This is a genomic window from Streptomyces sp. NPDC058758, from assembly GCF_042746075.1.
Classification (GTDB): Bacteria; Actinomycetota; Actinomycetes; order Streptomycetales; family Streptomycetaceae; genus Streptomyces.
The window spans coordinates 53,284-74,125 of record NZ_JBHYPS010000003.1 but is presented as its reverse complement, the minus strand read 5'-3'; the positions used below and the strand labels follow the sequence as shown (position 1 = coordinate 74,125).

Genomic DNA, 20,842 nt, shown 5'->3' with positions numbered 1-20,842 from the left:
GATCCCCGGCCCGGGCGCGGGATACGGTGAACGCCGCACCGCCGGGCCGTGCCGGCGGGGAACCAGGGGACCGGAGAACCGGGGGACCGGGGGAATCGGTGGAGCCGGGAGAATCGGGGGAATCGGTGGAGTCCGAGACGAGCGTCGCGTCCGGTGGCCCGGGCGGCTTCTTCGCCCTGCGGACCGCCCCGCCGCCCACCGGCGGCGAACACCGCCCCCTCGCCCGCCTGTACGGGGGAGGGGCCGAGGGCGACGCGCCCCTCCACGCGCGCGTGGACCGGGTCGCCGCCCGGCTCGGCGCCCCCGAGCGGCGCGTCGGCGCCTCCGTCGCACACCTGGGGCTCGCCGCCCGCCTCTGGTCGACGGCGCTCGGCCCCGCCGCCCTGCACGGCCGCTTCCCCGCCCTCGACCCCGCCGACCTGCACTGGGACCCGGCCCTCGGCTCCCCGGACGACCTGTGGTGGGGCGGCACCGCCACCCGCCCGGCCACGGTCGCCGCGCTCCGCGAGGCCGTCCAGGAGGCGCACCTCGTCCCGCTGCACGCCGCCTTCGCCCGCGACGGCCGGATCTCGCCGAGGCTGCTGTGGGGCAACGCGGGCTCGGCCCTCGCCGGCGCCCTGCGCGAGCTGATCCGCTGGGCCCGCGCCCACGACCGGCCCGAGGCCGCCGACCGGGCCGCCGCCCTCGTCCGGGGCCTCCTGGACCACCCGGACCTCGCGGGCACCGTCCGGGGCCCCGCCCTGCGCCGCGCCAGCTGCTGCCTCTACTACCGCTGCCCCGCCGGCGGTCTGTGCGGCGACTGTGTGTTCGACCACGCCCCGGGAACGGGTTTGGAGCGGCGGCCCCCCGCTCCGTAGAGTTGATTCTTCACGACCCCCGGCGGCAGCGCGCCCGCCCGCGAGCGATCGAGGAACGACGAAGGCCATGACGGTGACTGAAGAAACCCAGGAGTACGGGCCGGGCATCGACCCCGAGCGCCTGGCCGTCTGCCTGAGCGTGCTCGACGAGCTCGACAAGATCGACGTCGACCACCCGGACGCGATCGCCGTCCGCCGCGCCACCGCCGGCATCTACCGCACGGTCAAGCAGCGCCGCCGCCAGGACCGCCGGGCCGCGAAGACCGCCCACGACCGGGCGGTCACCGAGGCCACCGCGACCGGCTCCGCCCAGCGCATCGACGACGAGACCGAGGGCATCCTGCCCTCCTCCGTCACCGAGGCCGGCAAGATCGCGGGCATACTCCAGCGCCCCCGGTCCTGCTACACCTGCAAGACCCGGTACGTCGAGGTCGACTACTTCTACCACCAGCTCTGCCAGGACTGCGCGGCCCTCAACCGCTCCAAGCGGGACGTCCGCGCCGACCTCACCGGCAAGCGCGCCCTGCTCACCGGCGGCCGGGCCAAGATCGGCATGTACATCGCGCTGCGGCTGCTCCGCGACGGCGCCCACACCACGATCACCACCCGCTTCCCCAAGGACGCCATCCGCCGCTTCAAGGCGATGGAGGACTCGGCGGAGTGGCTCCACCGGCTGGAGGTCGTCGGCATCGACCTGCGCGACCCGGCCCAGGCGGTGGCCCTCGCCGAGCAGGTCGCCGCGGCGGGCCCGCTCGACATCCTGATCAACAACGCCACGCAGACCGTGCGCCGGCTGCCCTCCGCCTACGCGGCCCTGGTCGACGGCGAGAGCGCCCCGCTGCCGGCCGGCGAACTGCCCGCCCACCACGTCATCGGAGCCTTCAACTCCGGCGCCGTCGACGGTCTGGCCGCGCTGCCCGTCGGCACCAGCGGCCTCGACGCCCAGAAGGTCGCCGACCTCGCCCTGGTCGCGGGCAACGCGAGCCTGGAGCAGTACGCCGCGGGCACCGCGATCGACGCCGGCGGGCTCCTCCCGGACGTGGTGGAGTCCAACACCTGGGTGCAGACCATCGACCAGATCTCCCCGGTGGAGCTCCTGGAGACCCAGCTCTGCAACTACACCTCGCCGTTCATCCTGATCAGCGCGCTGCGCCCGTCGATGGCGAAGGCCGCGGCGCAGGCCGCCAGCGGCCGGGCGTACGTCGTGAACGTCTCCGCCATGGAGGGCGTCTTCAACCGCGGCTACAAGGGCGCCGGACACCCGAACACCAACGCCGCGAAGGCCGCCATGAACATGGTGACCCGGACCAGCGCCCAGGAGATGTTCGAGACCGACAAGATCCTCATGACCTCGGTCGACACCGGCTGGATCACCGACGAGCGCCCGCACTTCGAGAAGCTGCGGCTCGCCGAGGCGGGCTTCCACGCCCCGCTCGACCTGGTCGACGGCGCCGCCCGCGTCTACGACCCGGTGGTCCGCGGCGAGGCCGGCGAGGACCTGTACGGCGTCTTCATGAAGGACTACTTCCCCGGCAAGTGGTAGGCCGCCGTCCGGCCACCCCCGAAAGAGCGCCCTTTCCGCCGGAAAGGGCGCTCTTTCGGTCTCCGTCACCCGAACGCGTCACACTTTTGAGCCCGGTAGAGCGCAACCGCGCTCATTTGGTTAGTCTGATGCCCACGGTCGGCCACCGGAGCGACACCCGCTCCATAGCCGGCCAGGGGACTGGCCGCCCACCCCGGCCGCGGTCCCGCCCGACGACCGGCGCCACCGCGACCGAACGGCCTTACGTCTCCCCCTGACGCGACACAAAGGAGTGCGCGGTGACACCCGAACTGACGAAGCAGGAACCCCGACCGTCGGAGCCTTCCGAACGGCAGCGGCGCAACGGCGAGCTGGGCAGCCTCGAAGTGTGGGCCCGCTCGGCCCCGATCCGCCTCGCGGGCTACGAGGACGACCTCGCCGAGCCCCACATCCTGCCGGGCATCGACTGATCGCCGCCCGACGCGAGGAGCCGTCGGCTGACCCGCCCCGGCGCGGCCCGCACGACTCCGGTGCCCCCGGCCCCTCCGGCCGGGGGCACCGTCGCGCGGTCCGGCCCTCGCCCGGAAGCCGCGGAAGCCTCGGAGACCGCGGAAGCCGCGGAAGCCTCGGAAAACGGAGAAGCCTCAGAAGCTGAACCGGGCCGTGATCGGGTAGTGGTCCGACCGGCCCGCGTCGGTCGCCACCGCGCACGACACGACGGTGCCCGACGGAGGGCCGAACAGGTAGTCGATCTTGATGCTGCGGGTCGCCAGCGGCTTCGTCGACCGGCCGTCGCGCGGACGCGTGCTCGACAGCCCCTCGTCGCACTCCTCGTCCGCCGCGTAGGCGGAGACCAGGACGTCCTTGGGGGTGTCCGGCGAGGCGGAGTCCGGCGGGACGGCGTTGAAGTCGCCGCCGTAGACGGTCCGGTAGCCGGGCATGGTGTACGAGCGGACCATCTTCTGCATCTCCGCGGCCTGCTCCGCGCGCTTCGTGCCGTCCGCGTCGTCCGTCGGCAGGCCTGCGCTGAAGTGGGCGGTGCAGAACTGCAGGGCCTGCGCCGGGAGGACGGCGCACAGGCCGGCCCGCTGCTCCATGCGCACCCAGGTGCCGTCGACGGTCCTGTTCTGCGGGGACGGCAGGTCGTACGAGTGGTACCACTCGTTGGCGTCCGGCAGGGCGAGTCCGATGCCGTAGGAGCCGCGGTCCTTCCAGGCGCCCGTCGAACCGGCGTTGTCACAGGTCCGCGCGGCCTCCAGCGAGGATCCGTCGACGGTGAACTTGACGGGGGCGAAGCGCACGTCCCAGCCGGTGCCCGTCTTCGCCTCCAGGGCGGTCTCGACGGACTTGGCGTGCGACTCGCACATCTCCTGGAGGAAGACGGCGCGGTACGTCCGCGCCTCCGCGTCGGTGCCCATCCGGGCGGTGATCTGCGAGCCCAGGGACGGGCCCTCCACGCGGTGGTTGCCGCAGGCGGAGTTGTGGTTGGCGCAGACGTTCCACGACATCACGCGGAAGTCGGCGGCCGGAGCGGGGGAGGCGGGGGCGGGACGGCCCCCGAGGTCGCTCGCGTTCTCCTCGGCGAGGTAGACGAGCTGGAACTTCTGCCAGGAGCCGACGGAGGTGCCGCGGGCGCGCAGCAGTCCGGCGTCCTCACCGGGGTCCTGGACCTCGGCGGTCACGTACCGGTAGCCGTCGTTCGTGGCGGCCTTCAGCGCGTACGTGCCGTCGGCCTGCTTCTCCAGCGTGAGCTTCTCCCAGTCGCCGGAGGTGGCGCCCCGGGCGCGCAGCAGGTTCTGGTAGCTCCCCGTGTAGCCGCGCTCGGTCGTGACGTAGTTGCCGTTCGCCTCCGAACGCAGGGTGGCGGTCACGCCCTTGTCGTCGGTGTGCAGCGTGAACTTCTCCCACGACCCCAGGTCGGCGAGCGAGGCGGCGGAGGTCCGCGCGCGCAGCATGGCCTCCCCGCTGCCGGTCTTGGAGAGCTCCACCGACACGTAGAGGTTTCCGGCGCCCACGGACCTGAGCGCGTACTTGTCGCTCGCCGTGACGGGCACGGGCCGGCTCTCCACCGCCTGGGCCTGCGCGGGGGTCAGGGCCATCAGCGCGAACAGCGCGGAACACAGCACCGCCAGGCGGCGCGCCGTCTGTCTCATTTCTCGTACCTCGTTCGGGGCGGAAGGCGTCGGAAGGGGCAAACGGCCGACGCTAGGGATCCGCCGCCGCGCGGACAAGGCCCGGCGGGAGAGTCCGTCAGAACCGCCGGGGCGCGGGCGGGTGCCGGGGGTCAGGGAGCGGACGGTCCGGGCGGGGTGTCGAGCCGCACCGGCGGCAGGTACTCCCGCACCAGCCGCCGCTGCCACCAGGCGCCGGTCGCCCGCAGCTCGCCCCAGGTGGAGAAGCGGTAGCGGTAGAGCCGGGCCCGGACGTGCACCGGGGGCGCGCCGGCGAACGGATCGTGCGCGAGCAGCCGCAGCGTGTCCCGGTCGGCGGCGAGCAGCCGCTCCACGAAGGCCCCGAACCAGGCCCGCGCGTATCCGGGCGAGAGCGCCGCGAACCACATCAGCCAGTCCAGCCGCAGGTGGTACGGCGCGAACTGGCGGGGCCACCGGCGGGGGTCGCCGGGCTTGCCCTTGAAGCCGTACTCCCGCCACTCGGTGTCCGGCCCCGGGGTCTCGTCCGTGGTGCCCTCGACGACGATCTCGTCCCGGACGCGGCCGACGGTGCCGAAGGCGCCGTAGGTGTTGACCAGGTGGAAGGGGTCGTAGGAGCGGTTCATGGACTGGTGGCGGGAGAGGAGGTTGCGGACCGGCCGGTGGCTGCGGACCAGCACCAGGGCGGTGAGGGCGACGACCAGGACCGCGTACCAGAGCGGCGGGTCGGGGCGGGGGTGGTCGCCGGCGAACGCCGACAGGTCGAGGGCCGGGGCGGCGAGGACGATCGTGAGCCAGTTGAGCCACGCGAAGTTGCCGGAGAGCACCAGCCACAGCTGGGTGGCGATCATCAGGCCGGCCGCGACCGAGGCCACCGGCTGCGGGGCGAAGAGGAAGAAGGGCACGCCGAGCTGGACGACGTGGTTGGCGGCCGCCTCGACGCGGTGCAGGGGGCGCGGGAGCCGGTGGAAGAACCAGCTCAGCGGGCCGGGCATCGGCTGGGTCTCGTGGTGGTGGCAGAGGCAGGTGAGCTGCCGCCAGCAGGCGTCGCCGCGGATCTTGATGAGGCCGGCGCCGAACTCGACGCGGAAGAGCAGCCAGCGGAGCAGCAGGAGGACGAGGAGCGGCGGGGCGACGTCGTCGTTGCCGAGGAAGACCGCGAGGAAGCCGGTCTCCAGGAGCAGCGACTCCCAGCCGAAGGCGTACCAGGTCTGGCCGACGTTCACGATCGACAGGTAGAGGCCCCACAGCGCCAGCCACCCCAGCATGGCGACCGGGAGCGGCACCGCGTCCCCCGCGCCCGCCGCGAGCGCCGCCGCGAGGGCGGCGCCCGACCAGGCGACCGTCGCGAAGAGGCGGTCCGAGTAGCGCCAGTGGAAGAGCGAGGGGGAGCGGAGCGGGGTGGTGCGGCGCAGGTACGCCGGTACGGGGAGCATGCCGCGCTCGCCGATGAGCGCCCGGAACTGGAGCGCGGCCGACAGGAACGCCACGCAGTACAGCACCGCCAGGCCGCGCTGGAAGACGGTCCGGCCCATCCACAGCTCGGGCGCGGTGAACCACTCCATCGCCTCCAGTATCGGCCCGGCCTCAGCCCGCGGCGACGAGGCGGGTCAGGACGCGGCCCAGCCGGCGGGCGTAGGCGAGCTGGAGGCGGGGGACGAGCGGGCCCGCGAGGCGGGTGTACCAGGCGGCGGGCCGGCTGAAGGCGGTGACCGTGAAGCGGACCGTGCCGTCGGGCTCCAGCTCCACGAGGAAGGACTCCTCGCCGCACTCCGGATGCCCGGTGAGGGTTCCGTACGCGAAGCCGGCCCGGTGCTCCTCCTGCGGGAGCCACACCACCTGGCACGGGACGCCGTAGGCCAGCGGGCCGGCGCCGAGCGCGACCTCCAGGGTGACGCCCGGGGCCGCGCGCCCGGCGGTGGCGCGGACGCGGGCGCCGGTGGCGCGGTGCATCCGCCAGGTGGTGACGGCCTCGGCGGCGGTCCGGAAGTCGGCGGGGCCGTGGCCGACGGGCGCGCTGTGGCGCAGGTGGTGGTAGCCGGCGGGGAGGGCGTCGGGGGTCCGGGTGGCGCCGGTCTCGCGGTAGCTGAGGGCGCGGCGCGGGGCGAGGTCGCCGAGGATGCGGGTCATGCCGGGAGCTCCGTTCGCGGGAGGGTGGCGGGGTGGCGGGAGCCGGTGGGCGCGGCGGGGGCCGCCGCGCGGAGCCGGCGGTGGGCGAGCAGGGCGCAGACGGCGAAGCCGAGCGCGTTGCCGAGGCCGTGGGTCGCGGCCATCCAGGTCAGGGTGGGGTGCGGCAGGCCGGTCGCCTCGCCCAGCGCCCACCAGAGCGCGAGCGCCATGGTGACCGCCAGGACCAGCGCGGAGACGCCGAGCAGGGCCCGGGTCGCGGGGTCGCCGGCCAGGCCGCGCCGCTCGCGCAGGGTCAGCACCGAGACGGCCGCCATCCCGGCGGTGAGGACGACCGCCCCGGCCAGCTCCGCCCAGTCGTCGACGAAGTAGCCGGCCAGGACCAGCAGGGTGCCGGCGGGCACGCTGAGCGCGGCGGTCCGGGCGAGCGGCCCCCCGGCGGAGGCCCGGCAGAGCAGCCCGGCGACCAGGGCGGCGGCGAAGCCCGCGAAGTGGAAGTGCGGCACGGTCAGCGCGAGCAGGTCGAGCTCGAAGCCGAAGAGCGGGTACGAGGCCCGCTCGGCCACGAGCGCGACCCCCGCGACGGACGGCGAGACGAGGGCCGTGAGGACGGCGACCTCGGCGGACCGGGGCGGGGCGGGGGCCCCTTCGGCCGGAGGCCGGAAGAGGGTGAGGACGAGCCGGGCCGGGGCCTGGAGGGCGAGCGCCAGGGTGGCCAGCGCGTAGCAGGCCGCGAGCGCGGTCGCCGTGCCGGAGCGGGGGAGCCAGAGCGAGACCGCGCCGGGCAGCGCGAGCAGGGGCCAGGCCCGCCGGAGCCGGTCCCAGCCGGGCGGCCGGGGTCCTCCGACGAGCCCGAGCCCGGTCGGCACCACCCAGAGCATCCCGACCGTCACGACCGGCACCACGAAGGCCGACAGCATGGTCATGGCATCCAACCCCCCGACTTGAACACGTTCAATGCTGAGGAGGCCGAGCGTAGGGCTTCTCTTGAACGTGTTCAAGTACGGGGTCCGGATCGGGCCGTCCCGCCCGGACCGGCGATCGCCCCGCCCCGGCCGAACGCCGTCCCCGCCCGGGCCCACGGTCGTCCCCGCCCCCGCCGAACGCCGTGCCCGCCCCGGCCGACGGCCGTCCCGCCCGGTCGGACGCTCTCCGCTTGCGGGCCGGTACCGACTGCGACAGAACAGGAGGAACCCACTCGTGACGACCGGGAGAAGCAACGTGCGCCCCACGCAGCGCCGGACGCGGAGCAACCCCGCCGCCGTCCGCCCAGCCCCCGGAGCCGCCCGCGGCCGGGGCCGTACCGCCCTCGCCGCCGGCCTCGGCGCCGCCCTGCTCCTCGCCGGGTGCTCCTCCGGGGAATCCGGGGGCGCCGGAGGCCGGGCCGCCCTCGGCGCCGCCCACGAGGTGCACCTCCAGCCGGTCGCCGCCCAGGGCCCCGACCCCTTCACCGCCTCCACCGCCCGCGGCGCCGGACTGCGCGCGCCCCAGGAGGCCGACCCCGGAGCCCAGCCCGTCAGCGCCCCCGGCATCCGCGAGGTCACCGGCTCCACCCCGGGCCTCTACGGCGGCACCCGCGCCGAGGGCAGCTGCGACGTCGAGCAGCAGGTCGCCTACCTGGCCGCCGAACCGGCCAAGCTCCGCGCCTTCGCCGAGGCCGCCGGCATCCCCGAGGGCGGCGTCGCCGACTGGCTGCGCGAACTCACCCCCGTCCTGCTGCGCGCCGACACCCGCGTCACCAACCACGGCTTCCGGGACGGCCGGGCCTCCGCCTTCCAGTCCGTCCTCCAGGCCGGCACCGCCGTCCTCGTCGACCCCTACGGCGCGCCCCGCGTGCGCTGCGCCTGCGGCAACCCGCTCCGCACCCCCGTCAGCGTCTCCGGGGCCGTCCACCAGGGCGACCCCTGGGCCGGCTTCGACCCCGACCGCGTGATCGTCGTCAAGCCCACCACCGCCGTCGTCACCAGCCTGGTCATCGTGAACGTCTCCGACGACAGCTGGATCGAGCGCAAGGCGGGCAGCGACGGCGACGAGGACCGCAAGCCCGACACCGTCCCCGACTGCGACCCCGACACCTGCGCCCTGAGCGACCCCGTCACCCCGGACACCGGCACCGAGGACCCCGACGCGCCCGGCACCCCCGAGCCCCCGACGGAGCGCCCCGCCGCCCCGAAGACCCCCGACGCCCCCGCCGCCCCGAAGACCCCCGCGGCGCCCGACACCCCCGCCGCGCCCGACACGCCGACGGCCCCCGACACGCCGACGGCCCCGGACGCCCCGACCGCGCCGGACACCCCGACCGCGCCGGACGCCCCGACCGTTCCCGACTCCCCGACGGCCCCGGACGCGCCCCCGGAGCCGTACCCCGACCCGGACGCCCCCGCCGACCCGTACGCCGAACCCCCGGCGGACCCGTACACCGACCCGTACACCGACCCCTACGCGGACCCCGACGGCGGCTATCCGCTCCCCGAGGACCTCCTGCCGGTCGAACCGGGGCCCACCCAGCCCGACACGTTCGCCGGCTGAAAGATCTTCGTGGTGCGCGAGGAACCCGCCGGCCCTAGCGTGGCTCCCATGAGCGCGGGCAGCGGGGGAGCGGACACGGTGGGCCGGCCGGACACGGCACCGGCCACGGACGGCGCGGCGGCGCCGATCCTCAGCGCCTTCGGCGCCGCCTTCCGCATGGGCGGCTTCGACTGGGACCTGGTCACCGGCACCATGGAGATGGACGAGGCCGCCCTCGACGTCTTCGACTTCGCCCCCGACGAGTACGACGGACGCCCCGAGACCCTCGGCAGCCGCGTCCTGCCCGACGAGGGCCGCCAGCTCGACACCCTCGTGGCCCAGGCCCTCAAGGACGGCAGCGAGCAGTACGGGGCGTACTTCCGCATCCGCCGCCGCGACGGCTCCCACCAGTGGACCCACACCCAGGGCATCGTCCACCGGGACGCCGACGGCCGCCCCGTGCGGATCGTCGGCGTCCTCCGCGACGCCACCCACGAGCTCACCGAGTCCGCCGCCCGCCTCGGCCTCGACGAGGGCCGGCGGCAGCGCGCCGGCGTCGTCGAGGGCACCACCGCCGCCCTCGCCTACGCCCGCACCGTCCAGGACGTCATCGACCTCCTCAACGACTCGCACGCCCTGGAGCACTTCGGCGCCGCCAGCCTCGTCATGGGCCTCCTGGAGGCCGGCCGCATCCACCTCGTCGCCGAGGGGCCCGAAGGCGCCTTCGTCCCCGGCACCCGCTTCACCCGGGTGGACGAGCCCTACCCGATGAGCGAGGTGATCCGCACCCTGCGGCCCCGCTTCATCGACACCGCCGAGGACTTCGCCGCCTCCTTCCCCGTCCTGTGGCCGCACATCAGCGGCCTCGGCATCACCGCCGCCGCCTACCTGCCGCTCATCGCCCAGGCCCGCCCCATCGGCGCCCTCGGCCTGCTCTACAGCGACAAGCGCGGCTTCAGCGAGGACGAGCGGACCCTCCTCGTCGCCCTCGGCAGCAGCATCGCCCAGAGCCTCCAGCGGGCCATGCTGTACGAGCAGGAGCACGACCTCGCCGAAGGGCTCCAGCAGGCGATGCTGCCCCGCCGGATCACCGACGTGCCCGGCGCCCAGATAGCCGTCCGCTACCGCTCCGCCCGCCTCGGCCGGGACGTCGGCGGCGACTGGTACGACGTCATTCCGCTCCCCGGCGGCCGGGTCGGCGCCGTCATCGGCGACGTCCAGGGCCACGACACCCACGCCGCCGCCGTCATGGGCCAGCTGCGGATCGTGCTGCGCGCCTACGCCGCCGAGGGCCACACCCCCGCCACCGTCATGGCCCGGGCCTCCGTCTTCCTCCACGAACTCGACACCGAACGCTTCGCCACCTGCACCTACGCCGAGGCCGACCCCGCCACCGGCGTCGTCCAGGTCGTCCGCGCCGGACACGTCGACCCGCTCGTCCGGGAGGCCGACGGCACCTGCCGCCGGATCGCCGTCGAGGGCGGCCTCCCGCTCGGCCTCTCCGCCGAGTTCGGCCGGCTCGACTACCCCGTCACCACCCTGGAACTCGACCCCGGCCAGACCCTCATGCTCTACACCGACGGGCTCGTCGAGAAGCCCGGAGCCGACCTCGACGAGGGCCTCGCATGGCTCTCCTCCCTCGTCCGCCGAGGCCCCTCCGACCTCCAGCGGCTCGCCGACCTGCTCTGCGACGTCGTCGCCGACCGCGGCGGCGAGGACGACGTCGCCATCCTGCTGCTGCGCCGGCTCGGCGCCTACGCCCCCACCGGCGGCCGCTTCCGCCAGCACGTCGCCCAGAGCGACCCCGAAGCCCTCAGCTCCGCCCGCCACATGATCCGGGCCGCCGTCCGCGCCTGGGGCGCCGGCTCCCGCGCCGACGAGATCGAACTCGTCGCCGACGAGCTGATGACCAACGCGCTGATGCACACCGACGGCGGCGCCATCCTCACCCTGAGGATCCTGCCGGGCGCCGAACGGCGGCTCCGCGTCGAGGTCGAGGACCGCTCCAGCGCCCTGCCCCGCCGCCGCGAGGCCGGCGAGGCGGGCGTCTCCGGCCGCGGCCTCCTCCTCGTCGACCAGCTCTCCGACGCCTGGGGCGTGGAGTCCCGGGGCGGCGGCAAGTGCGTCTGGTGCGAGTTCGCCGTCACGGACTGAACCCGCCCGCCGCCGCGGCCCGGGCGCCCGGCGCTGCCGCACCTCCAGGCCGCTCCAGTAGGCTCCCGCGCATGCTGCGCGTACTGGCCGTCGACGACGAGGAACCCGCCCTCGGGGAACTCCTCTACCTGCTGCGCGCCGACCCCCGGGTGCGGACCGCCGAGGGCGCCGGGGACGCGACGGCCGCGCTCCGGCGGATCGGGCGCGCGCTCGACTCCGGGCCGGACGGCGAGGAGGCGATCGACGTCGTCTTCCTCGACATCCACATGCCCGGCCTCACCGGCCTCGACGTCGCCCGGCTGCTCGCCGGCTTCGCCCGCCCCCCGCTGGTCGTCTTCGTCACCGCCCACGAGGGCTTCGCGCTCCAGGCCTTCGACCTCAAGGCCGTCGACTACGTGCTCAAGCCGGTCCGCCGCGAACGCCTGGCGGAGGCCGTGCGCCGGGTCCACGAGCTGGTCCACGCCGGAGCCGCGCCCGCCCCGGCCGCCGCGCCGGAGCAGATCCCGGTCGAACTCGGCGGCGTCACCCGCTTCGTCTCCGTGGACGACATCGCCTACGTCGAGGCCCACGGCGACTACGCCCGCCTCCACACCGACCAGGGCAGCCACCTCGTCCGCATCCCGCTCTCCACCCTGGAGGAACGCTGGGCGGACCGGGGCTTCGTCCGCATCCACCGCAGCCACCTCGTCGCCCTCGGCCGGGTCGACGAGCTCCGCCTCGACGGCGGCGCCACCTCCGTGCGGGTCGGCTCCACCGACCTCGCCGTCAGCCGCCGGCACGCCCGTCACCTCCGTGACCTGCTGATGCGCCGCGCCGGCGGCTGACCGGCCACCCCTACCGGCACCCGGCCCCGTCTGCCTACACTCCACGGGCCCACCCGCCCCCCAGAGAGCGACGCCGATGCCGGAGACCCCCCAGCCGCGCCGGCCCCGGCGCGAGACCGTCACCCACGCCTCCGCCCTCGGCGACCGGCCCGCCCCGCGGCTGCGCCCCCGGGCGCCGCACCCGCCCGCCCGGTCCGAGATCGACGAGCAGACCACCCTCGGCCACACCTACGTCCGCTCGCTGATGCGCAGCCAGCTCCGCGCCGCCCTCACCGCGCTCGGCGCGCTCGCCCTGCTCGTCGGCACCCTCCCGCTGCTGCTCGCCCTGCCCGCCCCCGAGGCCCTGGTGTGGGCGGCGCTCGGCGTCGGCGTGTACCCCGTCGTCTGGGCGGTCGCCCACTGGTACGTCCGCAGGGCCGAGCGCAACGAGCGCGACTTCACCGGCCTCGTCGAGCGCTGAGGGACCGGTGGACCACCCCGCATGAACCAGACCCACGCGGTCGCCGCCGTCACCGCCGTCGTCCTCGCCACCGTCCTCATCGGCGCCCTCGGCCTGCGCGTCTCCCGCACCACCTCCGACTTCTACGTCGCCTCCCGGACCGCGGGACCCCGGCTCAACGCCGCCGCGATCAGCGGCGAGTACCTCTCCGCGGCCTCCTTCCTCGGCATCGCCGGACTCGTCCTCGTCCAGGGCCCGGCCATGCTCTGGTACCCGGTCGGCTACACCGCCGGCTACCTGGTGCTGCTGGTCCTCGTCGCCGCCCCGCTGCGCCGCTCCGGCGCGTACACGCTCTCCGACTTCGCCGAGGCGCGGCTGGAGTCCCGGCGGGTCCGCCGGCTCGCCAGCCTCTTCGTCGTCGGCATCGGCTGGCTCTACCTGCTGCCGCAGCTCCAGGGCGCCGGGCTCACCCTGGAGATCCTCACCGGCGCCCCCGACTGGGTCGGCGGCCTCCTCGTCGCCCTCGTCGTGACCTGCACCGTCGCCGCGGGCGGCATGCGCAGCATCACCTTCGTCCAGGCCTTCCAGTACTGGCTGAAACTGGCCGCCCTGCTGGTCCCGGCGTTCTTCCTGGTCGCCGCCTGGTACGGCGACGGCGCGCCCCGGGCCCGCTTCGACGCCCCCGCCGTGCTCCGCGAGCACACCGTCGTCCGGATCGCCGACACCGTACGCGTCGGGCTCGACGCCCCGCTCACCCTCACCGTCACCGGCACCGTCGACTCCGTCCGGTACGAGGAGCGGGCCGTCACCCTCGCACCGGGCACCCACCGGGTGGGCGGCGGCACGGTCCTCGCCCTCGCGCCCGGCACCCCCGTCCCCGAGCGCCGCGCCGACGGAGCCGACCCCCTCGGCTGGTCCCAGCCGCTGGCCGGCGGACGGGACGGGCACCAGCTGTACGCCACGTACGGCCTGATCCTCGCCACCTTCCTCGGCACCATGGGCCTGCCGCACGTCGCCGTCCGCTTCTACACCAGCCCGCACGGCCGCGCCGCCCGCCGCACCACCCTCGTCGTCCTCGGCCTGATCGGCGCCTTCTACCTGCTGCCCGCGCTCTACGGGGCCCTCGGGCGGATCTACGCCCCCGAGCTGGCCCTCACCGGTTCCGCCGACGCCGCCGTGCTCGTCCTCCCCGACCGGATCCTCGGCGGCGCGCTCGGCGACGTCCTCGGGGCCTTCCTCGCGGGCGGCGCCTTCGCCGCCTTCCTCTCCACCGCCTCGGGACTCACCATGTCCGTCGCCGGCGTCCTCGCCCAGGACGTGCTGCCCTCCCGCGCCGTCCGCCACTTCCGGCTCGCGACGCCGCTCGCCACCGCCGTCCCGCTCGCCGTCGGCGTCGCCGCCTCCAAGGTGCCGGTGGCCGACGCCGTCGGCCTCGCCTTCGCCGTCTCCGCCTCCTCCTTCTGCCCGCTCCTCGTCCTCGGCATCTGGTGGCGGCGGCTCACCCCGCCCGGCGCGGCCGCCGGCCTCCTGCTCGGCGGCGGCTCCGCACTGGCCGCCGTCATGGCGACCCGCGCCGGACTCGCCCCGGGGGGCTGGCCGCACACCCTGATGGCGTGGCCCGCCGTCTGGTCGGTCCCGCTCGGCTTCCTCACCATGGTGCTGGTCTCGCTCGCCACCCCGCGCAGCGTCCCGGCCGGCACCGCCGCGACCCTGGCCCGGCTGCACCTGCCGGAGCGGTTCACCGCCCCCGCACCCGCCCAGGAGGCACGCCGGTGAGCGGCATCGTCTGGGCGGCGGCGAGCGCCGCCGGAGCCGTCCTCCTCGCCGCCGGGGTCGTCCTCGGCCGGCTCACCGCCCCGCGCGGCGGCCGCGCCGCCGACCTCGACCTCGGCACCCCGGTCGAACGGGCCACCTTCCACACCCTGCACACCGCCTCGCTCGCCGCGCCGCCGCTGCGCGCCGGGCTGACCGAGGAGACCGCGCGCCGGGCGGCCCGCCCGCTGCGCTCGCTCCTCGGCACCGAGGCCCTCTGCCTCACCGACGGCACGGCCGTCCTCGCCTGGGACGGCCCGGGGGAGGGGCACCACCACACGGGCGTGCCCGAGCTGGCCGCCGCGACCCTGGAGACCGGCCGCAGCCGCTCCGCGCCCACCGGGTGCGCCGACCCCGGCTGCGGGCTGCGGTGGGCGGTGACCGCGCCGCTCACCGGCGAGGAGGGCGTCCTCGGCGCCCTCGTCGCCTACGGGTCCCGGGAGTCGGCGGTGCTCGTCCGGGCCGCGACGGAGGTGGCCCGCTGGGTCTCGGTCCAGCTGGAACTGGCCGAGCTGGACCGCTCCAGGACCCGGATGGTGGAGGCCGAGATCCGCGCGCTGCGCGCCCAGATCTCCCCGCACTTCATCTTCAACTCCCTCGCCGCGATCGCCTCGTTCGTCCGCACCGACCCCGAGCGGGCCCGGGACCTCCTCCTGGAGTTCGCGGACTTCACCCGCTACTCCTTCCGCCGGCACGGGGACTTCGCCCAGCTCGCCGACGAACTGCGGGCGATCGAGCAGTACTTGGCGCTGGCCGGTGCCCGCTTCGGCGACCGGCTCAAGGTGACGCTCCAGATCGCCCCCGAGGTGCTGCCGGTCGCGCTGCCCTTCCTCTGCCTCCAGCCGCTGGTGGAGAACGCGGTCAAGCACGGCCTCCAGGACCGGGAGCGCGGCTGCCGGGTCGTCATCGCCGCGCGGGACGCGGGCGCCGAGGCGGTGGTGACCGTCGAGGACGACGGCGTCGGCATGGACCCCGAGCGGCTGCGGGCGGTGCTGCGCGGCGAGCACCCCGGCGGCTCCGGCATCGGGCTCTCCAACGTCGACGAGCGGCTGCGCCAGGTGTACGGGCCGGAGTACGGACTGGTCATCGAGACCGGTGTCGGCGCCGGGATGAAGGTGACCGCGCGCTTCCCCAAGTACCGTCCGGGGGTGCATCCTTCGCCGGCGCGGTGACGGGTCAGGAGAGCCAGACGGCGAGATGGGCGAGCGGCAGGCCGAGCCGCCAGGCGGGCTGCCAGGCGCGGGCCGCCTCGTCCACCGGGAGCGGTGCTCCCCCGCCCGGCACGCCGTCCAGGTCGGCGGCGTGCACCCAGGTCTCCCGCAGGGCCCGCCAGGCGCCCCGGGCGAGGACCAGGTCGGCCCCGCCGGGGTCCTCGGCCGCCTCGGCGGCGAGCCGTTCCTCCACCCAGTCCGGCCAGCCCGCCTCGTACGCGGTGAGGCGCAGCCACTCGTCGGGCGCGGGCTCCCCGGACAGGTGGACCGTGAGGGCCAGGGCCCGCAGGGAGGCCCGGTGCTCCAGCGAGCCGGGCTCGGCGAGCCCGGCCGCGGTCAGGTACTGGTCGGCCAGGTACTCGGCGCACAGCCAGGCCATCGGTACGGCCAGGCCCCCACCGCTCCTGCGGCCGGCGCCGTTCGTGCTCTCGGGCGGCAACGCTCCCACCTTCTCCCGGACGTCGGGGCCCCGCGGTTCTCGGGACCCGGAGCAGAGCCTCCTCCGCTCGGGGCGTCCGCGTGGACCGCTTTGCTCAACTCGCCGGTGTGGTTTCGGATACGTTCCCCGGCCGGATCGGTGCGGACGGGTCCCGTGGTGCGCGAGGGGCGGAGGGGGCGGGGGAGGGGCGCCGCCGCACGAGCGAGGCGAGCGCGGTGAAGCCGACGAGGAGCGCGAGCGGGCGCAGCGGCAGCACCGCCCCGAAGGAGTCGTCCAGGGCGTCGACGCCGCGCCAGACGACGACGAGCCATCCCGCGCTCCCCACCAGGACCATCGCCCCGAGCCGCCGTTCCCCGCTCAGCCGCATCCCGGTCCACAGCACGATCGGCATGACCAGCGCCGTGTTGAACAGCGCGGTGGTGAAGACCTGGGCGGTGCCGTATCCGGTCGGCGACCCCAGTGCGGCGGACGCCTCCGCGACGAGGGCGAACCGCAGCGTGTCGGAGAGGATCAGGTGCGCGGCCGCGATCGCGAGCGCCGTGACGACGACGGCCTTGAGCAGGCGGGGCAGGGGCGGGGTGTGGGTCCGTGAAGCCATGACCGCGACTATACGCACTGCGTATACATGGAGTGTATAGACCCCGCGGGCCCTGCCGGGCAGGGGGTGCGGGCCCCCGTGACTCCGCGCCGCCGGTGCGTCCGCGGAGTCGGGCGGGGTGGGCGTCAGCCGAGCAGGGCGTAGACCGCGGTCGCGTGGGCGGCCGGTTCGGCGGTGCCCTCGGCGGTCATCGTGATGTCGGCGAAGGCCATCCGCCGGCCCAGTTTGGTGAGCCGGGCGCGGACCAGGACGTCGGCGCCGAGGACCGCCCGCTGGAAGCTGGTGGACTGCTGCACGGTCGTCATGGGGACGAAGCCGCCGCGGGCCGCCGAGACGGCGATCACCGTGGCGGTGTCGGCCGCCGCCATCAGCGCCTGGCCCGAGAGGCCGCCGCCCTCGCGGGCCAGCCGGTCGGACCAGGGGAGCCGGAGCACGGCCTCGCGGCCGTCGAGCGAGTCGACCGTGAGCCCCAGGTCCAGGACCCAGGGGGCGAAGTTGTCGGCGAGGATCTTCTCGGCCGCGGCGGGCGTCAGCGGCACGGCCCCGGGGAGCGGCACGGTCTCGGAGAGCGGCGCGGTCCCGGGAGGCGTCACGGCGTCGTTGTGCGTCACGGCGTCATTGTGCGGCCGGGGTCCGGCGCCGGGCAACGGTGCCGTGCCGCGGCCGGTAGCCCGGCAGCGAGCGGCCCAGCTGCCTGAGGGCGTAGTGCGAGCGGGACTTGACCGTGCCGGCCGGGATCCCGAGGTCGACGGCGGCCTCGTTGACGGTCAGCCCGTCGAAGTAGAGCCGGACCAGCACCGCCCGGTGCTCCGGGCTCAGGCCGCGTACCGCCGCCCGGACGTCGAGCGCCGCCTCGGCGGTCTCGGTGGCGTCCGAGGGGTCGGGGGTCACCGCGAGCACCCCGTCGCCGATCTCGGCCGGCCGGGCCAGCCGGGAGCGCCGGGCGTCGATGGCGATCCGGCGGGCCACCGTGAAGAGCCAGGGCCGCATCGAGTCGTACGCCCCGCTGAACGCCTCGGGGTGGAGCCAGGCCCTGACCAGCGTCTCCTGGACCAGGTCCTCGGCGCGCTGGCGGTCCCCGTAGGTCAGTCCGAGGAGGAAGGAGAGCAGGGCGGGGCCGTGCTCCCGCTGGAGCTCCTGGAGCGTCCGCTCGTCGGTCGTCACGGTCGCCGCCGTCATGGTTGCCGTCGCCGTCGTCATGGTTGCCACCCTTCCCCGCCCGCTCTGCGGTTCGTCGTCCGCGCCGTATACGAACGCATCCGGGCGGAAGGGGACAGGGAGCGGACAGCCGTCTGCGACGAACGGTCGTAACGAGCGGCGAATGGCACGGTGAACGGTCGTGCGGCGGTCGGGCGGCGTGCGTGCGTCCGATGCGGTGGGTTCTCGGCCGGGCGGCGGCCCGGTCCCTTGACTGGAGACCGTCCGGGAGATCAATTCGGCAGAACACGTGTTCTTCCGATGATCGGGGTGGAAGTCCTCATGACCACAGGACCGAGACGTACCGGACCGCGTCGCACCGAACCGGGCCGCGCGCGCGGCCGGGCCGTGCGCACCGGCTCCACCGCCCTCGCCGGCGCGCTGCTCGCCGTCGTCGCCGCCTGCGGCCAGGGCGGCTCCGACGGCGGCGCGCCGGCCCCCGCCGGCTCGCCCGGCAGCCCGCCCGGCGGCTCCACCGCGCCCCGTCCCGCCGCTCCGGCCCCGAAGCCGGCCGGCTTCACCCTGGTGGCCTCCGGCGACGTCCTCCCGCACGACTCGATCATCCGCCGCGCCGCCGCCGACGCCGGTGACGGCGGATACGACTTCCGCCCCATGCTCGCCGGGGCGAAACCGGTCGTCTCCCGCGCCGACCTCGCCCTCTGCCACATGGAGACCGTGTACGGGAAGGAGGGCGGGCCCTACACCGGCTACCCCGCCTTCAAGTCCCCGCCCGAGGTCGCCACCGCCCTGAAGGCGACCGGCTACGACTCCTGCTCCACCGCCTCCAACCACACCCTCGACGACGGCGCGGCCGGCCTCGGCCGCACCCTCGACGCCCTCGACGCGGCGGGCGTGAAGCACGCGGGCTCGGCCCGCACCGCCGCCGAGGCCGCCCGGCCCACCCTGCTCAAGGCCGGCGGCGCCACCGTCGCCCACCTCGCCTACACCTACGACACCAACGGCTACCCGCTCCCCCAGGGGCGGCCCTGGGCGGTGAACCTGCTGGACGAGGGCAAGGTGCTCGCCGACGCCCGGGCGGCCCGCGCCGCCGGCGCCGACGTCGTCGTGGTCAGCGTCCACTGGGGCTCCGAGTGGCAGACCGCGCCCGACGAGCGCCAGCTCTCGCTCGCCCGCTCCCTCACCGCCTCCCGGACCGGGGGCCGCCCCGACATCGACCTCATCGTCGGAACGCACGCCCACGTGCCCCAGGCGTACGAGAAGGTCAACGGCACCTGGGTGATCTACGGGATGGGCGACCAGATCGCCGGCGACATGATCAACCACGAGGGCGCCTTCGACCCGCGCGGCAACCAGAGCAGCATCGGCCGCTTCACCTTCGCGCCGCCGAAGGAGCCCGGCGCCCGCTGGGAGGTCGCCAAGGCCGAGTTCCTGCCGCAGTGGTTCGACACCGGACGCGGCCGCGTGGTCGACCTCGCCGCCGCCGACGGCTCCGACCCGCGCCACCCCGGCATCCGCGAGACGATCCGCCAGGTCGTCCTCGGCCGGGGCGCCGACAAGGACGGCCTGACCCTGGGCGAGTAGGGCGACGGCCGGTCAGGGCACGACCGTGACCGGCCAGCGGCCCGCCTTCACCAGCCGGACGGCCACCGAACCGACGAAGCGGTGCCCCGCCGACTCCGAGGCGCCCACCACCACGGCGTCCGCCGTCAGTTCCTCCGCCGCGCGCACCAGCCCCGCGTAGGCGTCGCCCTTGAAGGTGCGGAACTCCCAGCGCACCTGCCAGAGGTCCTTCACCCGCTCCGCCGAGGTGCGGATCTCCTCGGCCAGCTCCTGCGCGACCTCCTCCGTGGCCCCGGTCACCGGGGCGCCCAGCGAGGCCCCGGCCGCCAGCACCGGCTGGACGTAGACCAGCGCGAGCAGGGCGTTCTGCCGGCGGGCCAGCCCGGCCGCGTAGGCCGCGGCGCGCAGCGACGAGGCCGAGCCGTCGACCCCCGCCATGATCACCTTGGGGCCGTCGGTGCCCCGTTCGAACCGAGGGGGCCGGTGTTCGCTCACCCTTCGAGGGTATCGGCCCATCGGGTGCAATCGGACGGCGGCCCGGTGTCGGTGAGGGGCCCGGGACCCTCCCCGTACGAACCATTGGTCATGAAAAACGATCAGCTGCCCGGGCGGAGGTCGGTCCTGCGCCTGGCCGCCGCCCTCGGGGCCACCGTCACGGCCGGCGCCCTCGCCGTCGACCGGCTCGGCGAAGGCGCCGGCGCGGGCCCCGCCGCCGCGTCCGCGCCCCCGCCCGCCGCCGGACCCGCCGCGGGCCCGCCGGCCGCCGCGCCCCGGCTGCGCCCCTCCGCGTACCGGCTCCAGCCCATGACCGCCTACGCCCCCGCCGCCCGGCCCCGGGCCCTCCCCCCGGTACGGCAGCGGCCCTTCCTCTCGCTCACCGGCGTCGGCCGCTCCATGGTCCTCACCTTCGACGACGGGCCCGACCCCCGCTACACCCCTGACATCCTGGCCACCCTGCGCCGCTACGACTGCCGGGCGATGTTCTTCGTCTGCGGCGAGATGGCGGTGGACAACCAGGACCTGCTGCGGGAGATGGCCGACGACGGGCACGTGGTCGGCAACCACTCCTGGTCCCATCCGCTGGTGCCGAAGCTCCGGCCCTCCCGCATCCGGGACGAACTGGGCTCCACCAGCGAGGTGGTGGAGCGGGCCCTGGGCGCCGCGCCGGTCTGGTACCGGGCCCCGTACGGAGCCTGGAACCGGCACTCCTTCGAGATCGGCGCCGAGCTGGGCATGGAGCCGCTGGCCTGGTCCGTGGACACCCTCGACTGGACGGAGCCCGGCAGCGGCACCATCGTCCGCCGGGTCCTGGACGGCGCCGGGCCCGGCGTCATCGTCCTCTCGCACGACGCGGGCGGGAACCGGTCCCAGAGCGTCGCCGCGCTCCGCCGCTACCTGCCCGCCCTCCTCGACCAGGGCTACACCGTCACCGTCCCCCGGCGCTGACCGGACGGCGCCGCCGCGCGCGGAGGGCCCCGGGGTC

Annotated in this window: 20 protein-coding genes; 11 read left to right on the top strand and 9 right to left on the bottom strand. The window is 75.6% G+C overall.

Features of this window, described 5'->3' with window-relative positions:
* The first annotated feature begins 125 nt into the window (after positions 1-125).
* The 3 genes from ACFW6A_RS05105 to ACFW6A_RS05095 all read left to right on the top strand — a co-directional run bounded on the left by ACFW6A_RS05105 (position 126) and on the right by ACFW6A_RS05095 (position 2,849).
* On the top strand, positions 126-857 hold the full coding sequence (locus ACFW6A_RS05105; protein WP_386638722.1) for an IucA/IucC family C-terminal-domain containing protein: 732 nt from the start codon (positions 126-128) through the stop codon (positions 855-857).
* 67 nt (positions 858-924) lie between these two features.
* Positions 925-2,400 (top strand): SDR family NAD(P)-dependent oxidoreductase, encoded by a 1,476-nt coding sequence (locus tag ACFW6A_RS05100; protein ID WP_351854182.1) that lies wholly within the window; start codon positions 925-927, stop codon positions 2,398-2,400.
* Positions 2,401-2,678: 278 nt separating this feature from the next.
* Entirely contained in the window at positions 2,679-2,849 is a 171-nt protein-coding gene (locus ACFW6A_RS05095) for a hypothetical protein (RefSeq protein WP_169091519.1), read from the top strand.
* A gap of 174 nt (positions 2,850-3,023) precedes the next feature.
* Here the strand turns inward: ACFW6A_RS05095 and ACFW6A_RS05090 are convergent, their stop codons facing one another.
* The 4 genes from ACFW6A_RS05090 to ACFW6A_RS05075 form a co-directional block, all read right to left on the bottom strand.
* Positions 3,024-4,532, bottom strand: coding sequence for a hypothetical protein (locus ACFW6A_RS05090; protein ID WP_386638719.1), 1,509 nt, complete (start codon positions 4,530-4,532; stop codon positions 3,024-3,026).
* 131 nt (positions 4,533-4,663) lie between these two features.
* A complete protein-coding gene (locus tag ACFW6A_RS05085; protein WP_386638716.1) occupies positions 4,664-6,094 on the bottom strand; it encodes a lipase maturation factor family protein in 1,431 nt (476 codons plus the stop codon).
* A 22-nt stretch (positions 6,095-6,116) separates the two neighbouring features.
* Positions 6,117-6,659, bottom strand: coding sequence for a DUF1990 domain-containing protein (locus tag ACFW6A_RS05080; protein ID WP_351854177.1), 543 nt, complete (start codon positions 6,657-6,659; stop codon positions 6,117-6,119).
* Positions 6,656-7,573, bottom strand: a complete 918-nt coding sequence (locus ACFW6A_RS05075; RefSeq protein ID WP_386479227.1) for a YndJ family protein — start codon at positions 7,571-7,573, stop codon at positions 6,656-6,658. Before ACFW6A_RS05075 ends, ACFW6A_RS05080 begins: the two co-directional genes overlap by 4 nt.
* A 283-nt stretch (positions 7,574-7,856) precedes the next feature.
* Between ACFW6A_RS05075 and ACFW6A_RS05070 the strand changes: the two genes are divergently transcribed.
* From ACFW6A_RS05070 to ACFW6A_RS05045, 6 genes are all read left to right on the top strand, one after another.
* Entirely contained in the window at positions 7,857-9,185 is a 1,329-nt protein-coding gene (locus ACFW6A_RS05070) for a DUF6777 domain-containing protein (RefSeq protein WP_386638713.1), read from the top strand.
* Between the two features lie 48 nt (positions 9,186-9,233).
* The gene (locus ACFW6A_RS05065; RefSeq protein ID WP_386479175.1) at positions 9,234-11,318 is read left to right on the top strand and encodes a SpoIIE family protein phosphatase; all 2,085 of its coding nucleotides are present in this window, start codon (positions 9,234-9,236) and stop codon (positions 11,316-11,318) included.
* 71 nt (positions 11,319-11,389) lie between these two features.
* Complete coding sequence (locus ACFW6A_RS05060) at positions 11,390-12,142, top strand: LytTR family DNA-binding domain-containing protein (RefSeq protein WP_351854170.1); 753 nt, start codon at positions 11,390-11,392, stop codon at positions 12,140-12,142.
* 76 nt (positions 12,143-12,218) lie between these two features.
* Entirely contained in the window at positions 12,219-12,602 is a 384-nt protein-coding gene (locus tag ACFW6A_RS05055; RefSeq protein ID WP_351854168.1) for a hypothetical protein, read from the top strand.
* A gap of 21 nt (positions 12,603-12,623) precedes the next feature.
* Positions 12,624-14,357 carry a cation acetate symporter gene (locus ACFW6A_RS05050; RefSeq protein ID WP_351854166.1) on the top strand — a complete coding sequence of 578 codons (1,734 nt, stop codon included), beginning with the start codon at positions 12,624-12,626 and terminating at the stop codon, positions 14,355-14,357.
* On the top strand, positions 14,354-15,565 hold the full coding sequence (locus ACFW6A_RS05045) for a histidine kinase (RefSeq protein ID WP_386479171.1): 1,212 nt from the start codon (positions 14,354-14,356) through the stop codon (positions 15,563-15,565). The genes ACFW6A_RS05050 and ACFW6A_RS05045 overlap by 4 nt, the downstream gene beginning before the upstream one ends.
* Before the next feature lie 4 nt (positions 15,566-15,569).
* On the opposite strand, the gene ACFW6A_RS05040 is transcribed toward ACFW6A_RS05045, so the two are convergent.
* From ACFW6A_RS05040 to ACFW6A_RS05025, 4 genes are all read right to left on the bottom strand, one after another.
* On the bottom strand, positions 15,570-15,983 hold the full coding sequence (locus ACFW6A_RS05040; RefSeq protein ID WP_351854205.1) for a hypothetical protein: 414 nt from the start codon (positions 15,981-15,983) through the stop codon (positions 15,570-15,572).
* Positions 15,984-16,137: 154 nt separating this feature from the next.
* Positions 16,138-16,641: a hypothetical protein gene (locus ACFW6A_RS05035; RefSeq protein WP_386479168.1), complete on the bottom strand. Its 504-nt coding sequence runs from the start codon at positions 16,639-16,641 to the stop codon at positions 16,138-16,140.
* Positions 16,642-16,766: 125 nt separating this feature from the next.
* A complete protein-coding gene (locus ACFW6A_RS05030; protein ID WP_351854203.1) occupies positions 16,767-17,180 on the bottom strand; it encodes a PaaI family thioesterase in 414 nt (137 codons plus the stop codon).
* 76 nt (positions 17,181-17,256) lie between these two features.
* The gene (locus ACFW6A_RS05025; protein WP_351854200.1) at positions 17,257-17,820 is read right to left on the bottom strand and encodes a sigma-70 family RNA polymerase sigma factor; all 564 of its coding nucleotides are present in this window, start codon (positions 17,818-17,820) and stop codon (positions 17,257-17,259) included.
* 300 nt (positions 17,821-18,120) lie between these two features.
* Between ACFW6A_RS05025 and ACFW6A_RS05020 the strand changes: the two genes are divergently transcribed.
* Complete coding sequence (locus ACFW6A_RS05020; protein ID WP_351854157.1) at positions 18,121-19,380, top strand: CapA family protein; 1,260 nt, start codon at positions 18,121-18,123, stop codon at positions 19,378-19,380.
* Between the two features lie 12 nt (positions 19,381-19,392).
* Here the strand turns inward: ACFW6A_RS05020 and ACFW6A_RS05015 are convergent, their stop codons facing one another.
* Positions 19,393-19,875 (bottom strand): universal stress protein, encoded by a 483-nt coding sequence (locus tag ACFW6A_RS05015; protein ID WP_386638710.1) that lies wholly within the window; start codon positions 19,873-19,875, stop codon positions 19,393-19,395.
* Between the two features lie 3 nt (positions 19,876-19,878).
* Between ACFW6A_RS05015 and ACFW6A_RS05010 the strand changes: the two genes are divergently transcribed.
* Positions 19,879-20,805: a polysaccharide deacetylase family protein gene (locus ACFW6A_RS05010; protein ID WP_386638707.1), complete on the top strand. Its 927-nt coding sequence runs from the start codon at positions 19,879-19,881 to the stop codon at positions 20,803-20,805.
* The last annotated feature ends 37 nt before the right edge of the window (positions 20,806-20,842 follow it).

Coding starts and splice junctions, on each gene's coding strand:
- ACFW6A_RS05065 (WP_386479175.1), top strand. CDS start 9,234: ATGAGCGCGGGCAGCGGGGGAGCGGACACGGTGGGCCGGCCGGACACG.
- ACFW6A_RS05060 (WP_351854170.1), top strand. CDS start 11,390: ATGCTGCGCGTACTGGCCGTCGACGACGAGGAACCCGCCCTCGGGGAA.
- ACFW6A_RS05100 (WP_351854182.1), top strand. CDS start 925: ATGACGGTGACTGAAGAAACCCAGGAGTACGGGCCGGGCATCGACCCC.
- ACFW6A_RS05020 (WP_351854157.1), top strand. CDS start 18,121: ATGACCACAGGACCGAGACGTACCGGACCGCGTCGCACCGAACCGGGC.
- ACFW6A_RS05090 (WP_386638719.1), bottom strand. CDS start 4,532: ATGAGACAGACGGCGCGCCGCCTGGCGGTGCTGTGTTCCGCGCTGTTC.
- ACFW6A_RS05035 (WP_386479168.1), bottom strand. CDS start 16,641: ATGGCTTCACGGACCCACACCCCGCCCCTGCCCCGCCTGCTCAAGGCC.
- ACFW6A_RS05050 (WP_351854166.1), top strand. CDS start 12,624: ATGAACCAGACCCACGCGGTCGCCGCCGTCACCGCCGTCGTCCTCGCC.
- ACFW6A_RS05025 (WP_351854200.1), bottom strand. CDS start 17,820: ATGACGGCGGCGACCGTGACGACCGACGAGCGGACGCTCCAGGAGCTC.
- ACFW6A_RS05055 (WP_351854168.1), top strand. CDS start 12,219: ATGCCGGAGACCCCCCAGCCGCGCCGGCCCCGGCGCGAGACCGTCACC.
- ACFW6A_RS05085 (WP_386638716.1), bottom strand. CDS start 6,094: ATGGAGTGGTTCACCGCGCCCGAGCTGTGGATGGGCCGGACCGTCTTC.
- ACFW6A_RS05080 (WP_351854177.1), bottom strand. CDS start 6,659: ATGACCCGCATCCTCGGCGACCTCGCCCCGCGCCGCGCCCTCAGCTAC.
- ACFW6A_RS05040 (WP_351854205.1), bottom strand. CDS start 15,983: ATGGCCTGGCTGTGCGCCGAGTACCTGGCCGACCAGTACCTGACCGCG.
- ACFW6A_RS05015 (WP_386638710.1), bottom strand. CDS start 19,875: ATGGGCCGATACCCTCGAAGGGTGAGCGAACACCGGCCCCCTCGGTTC.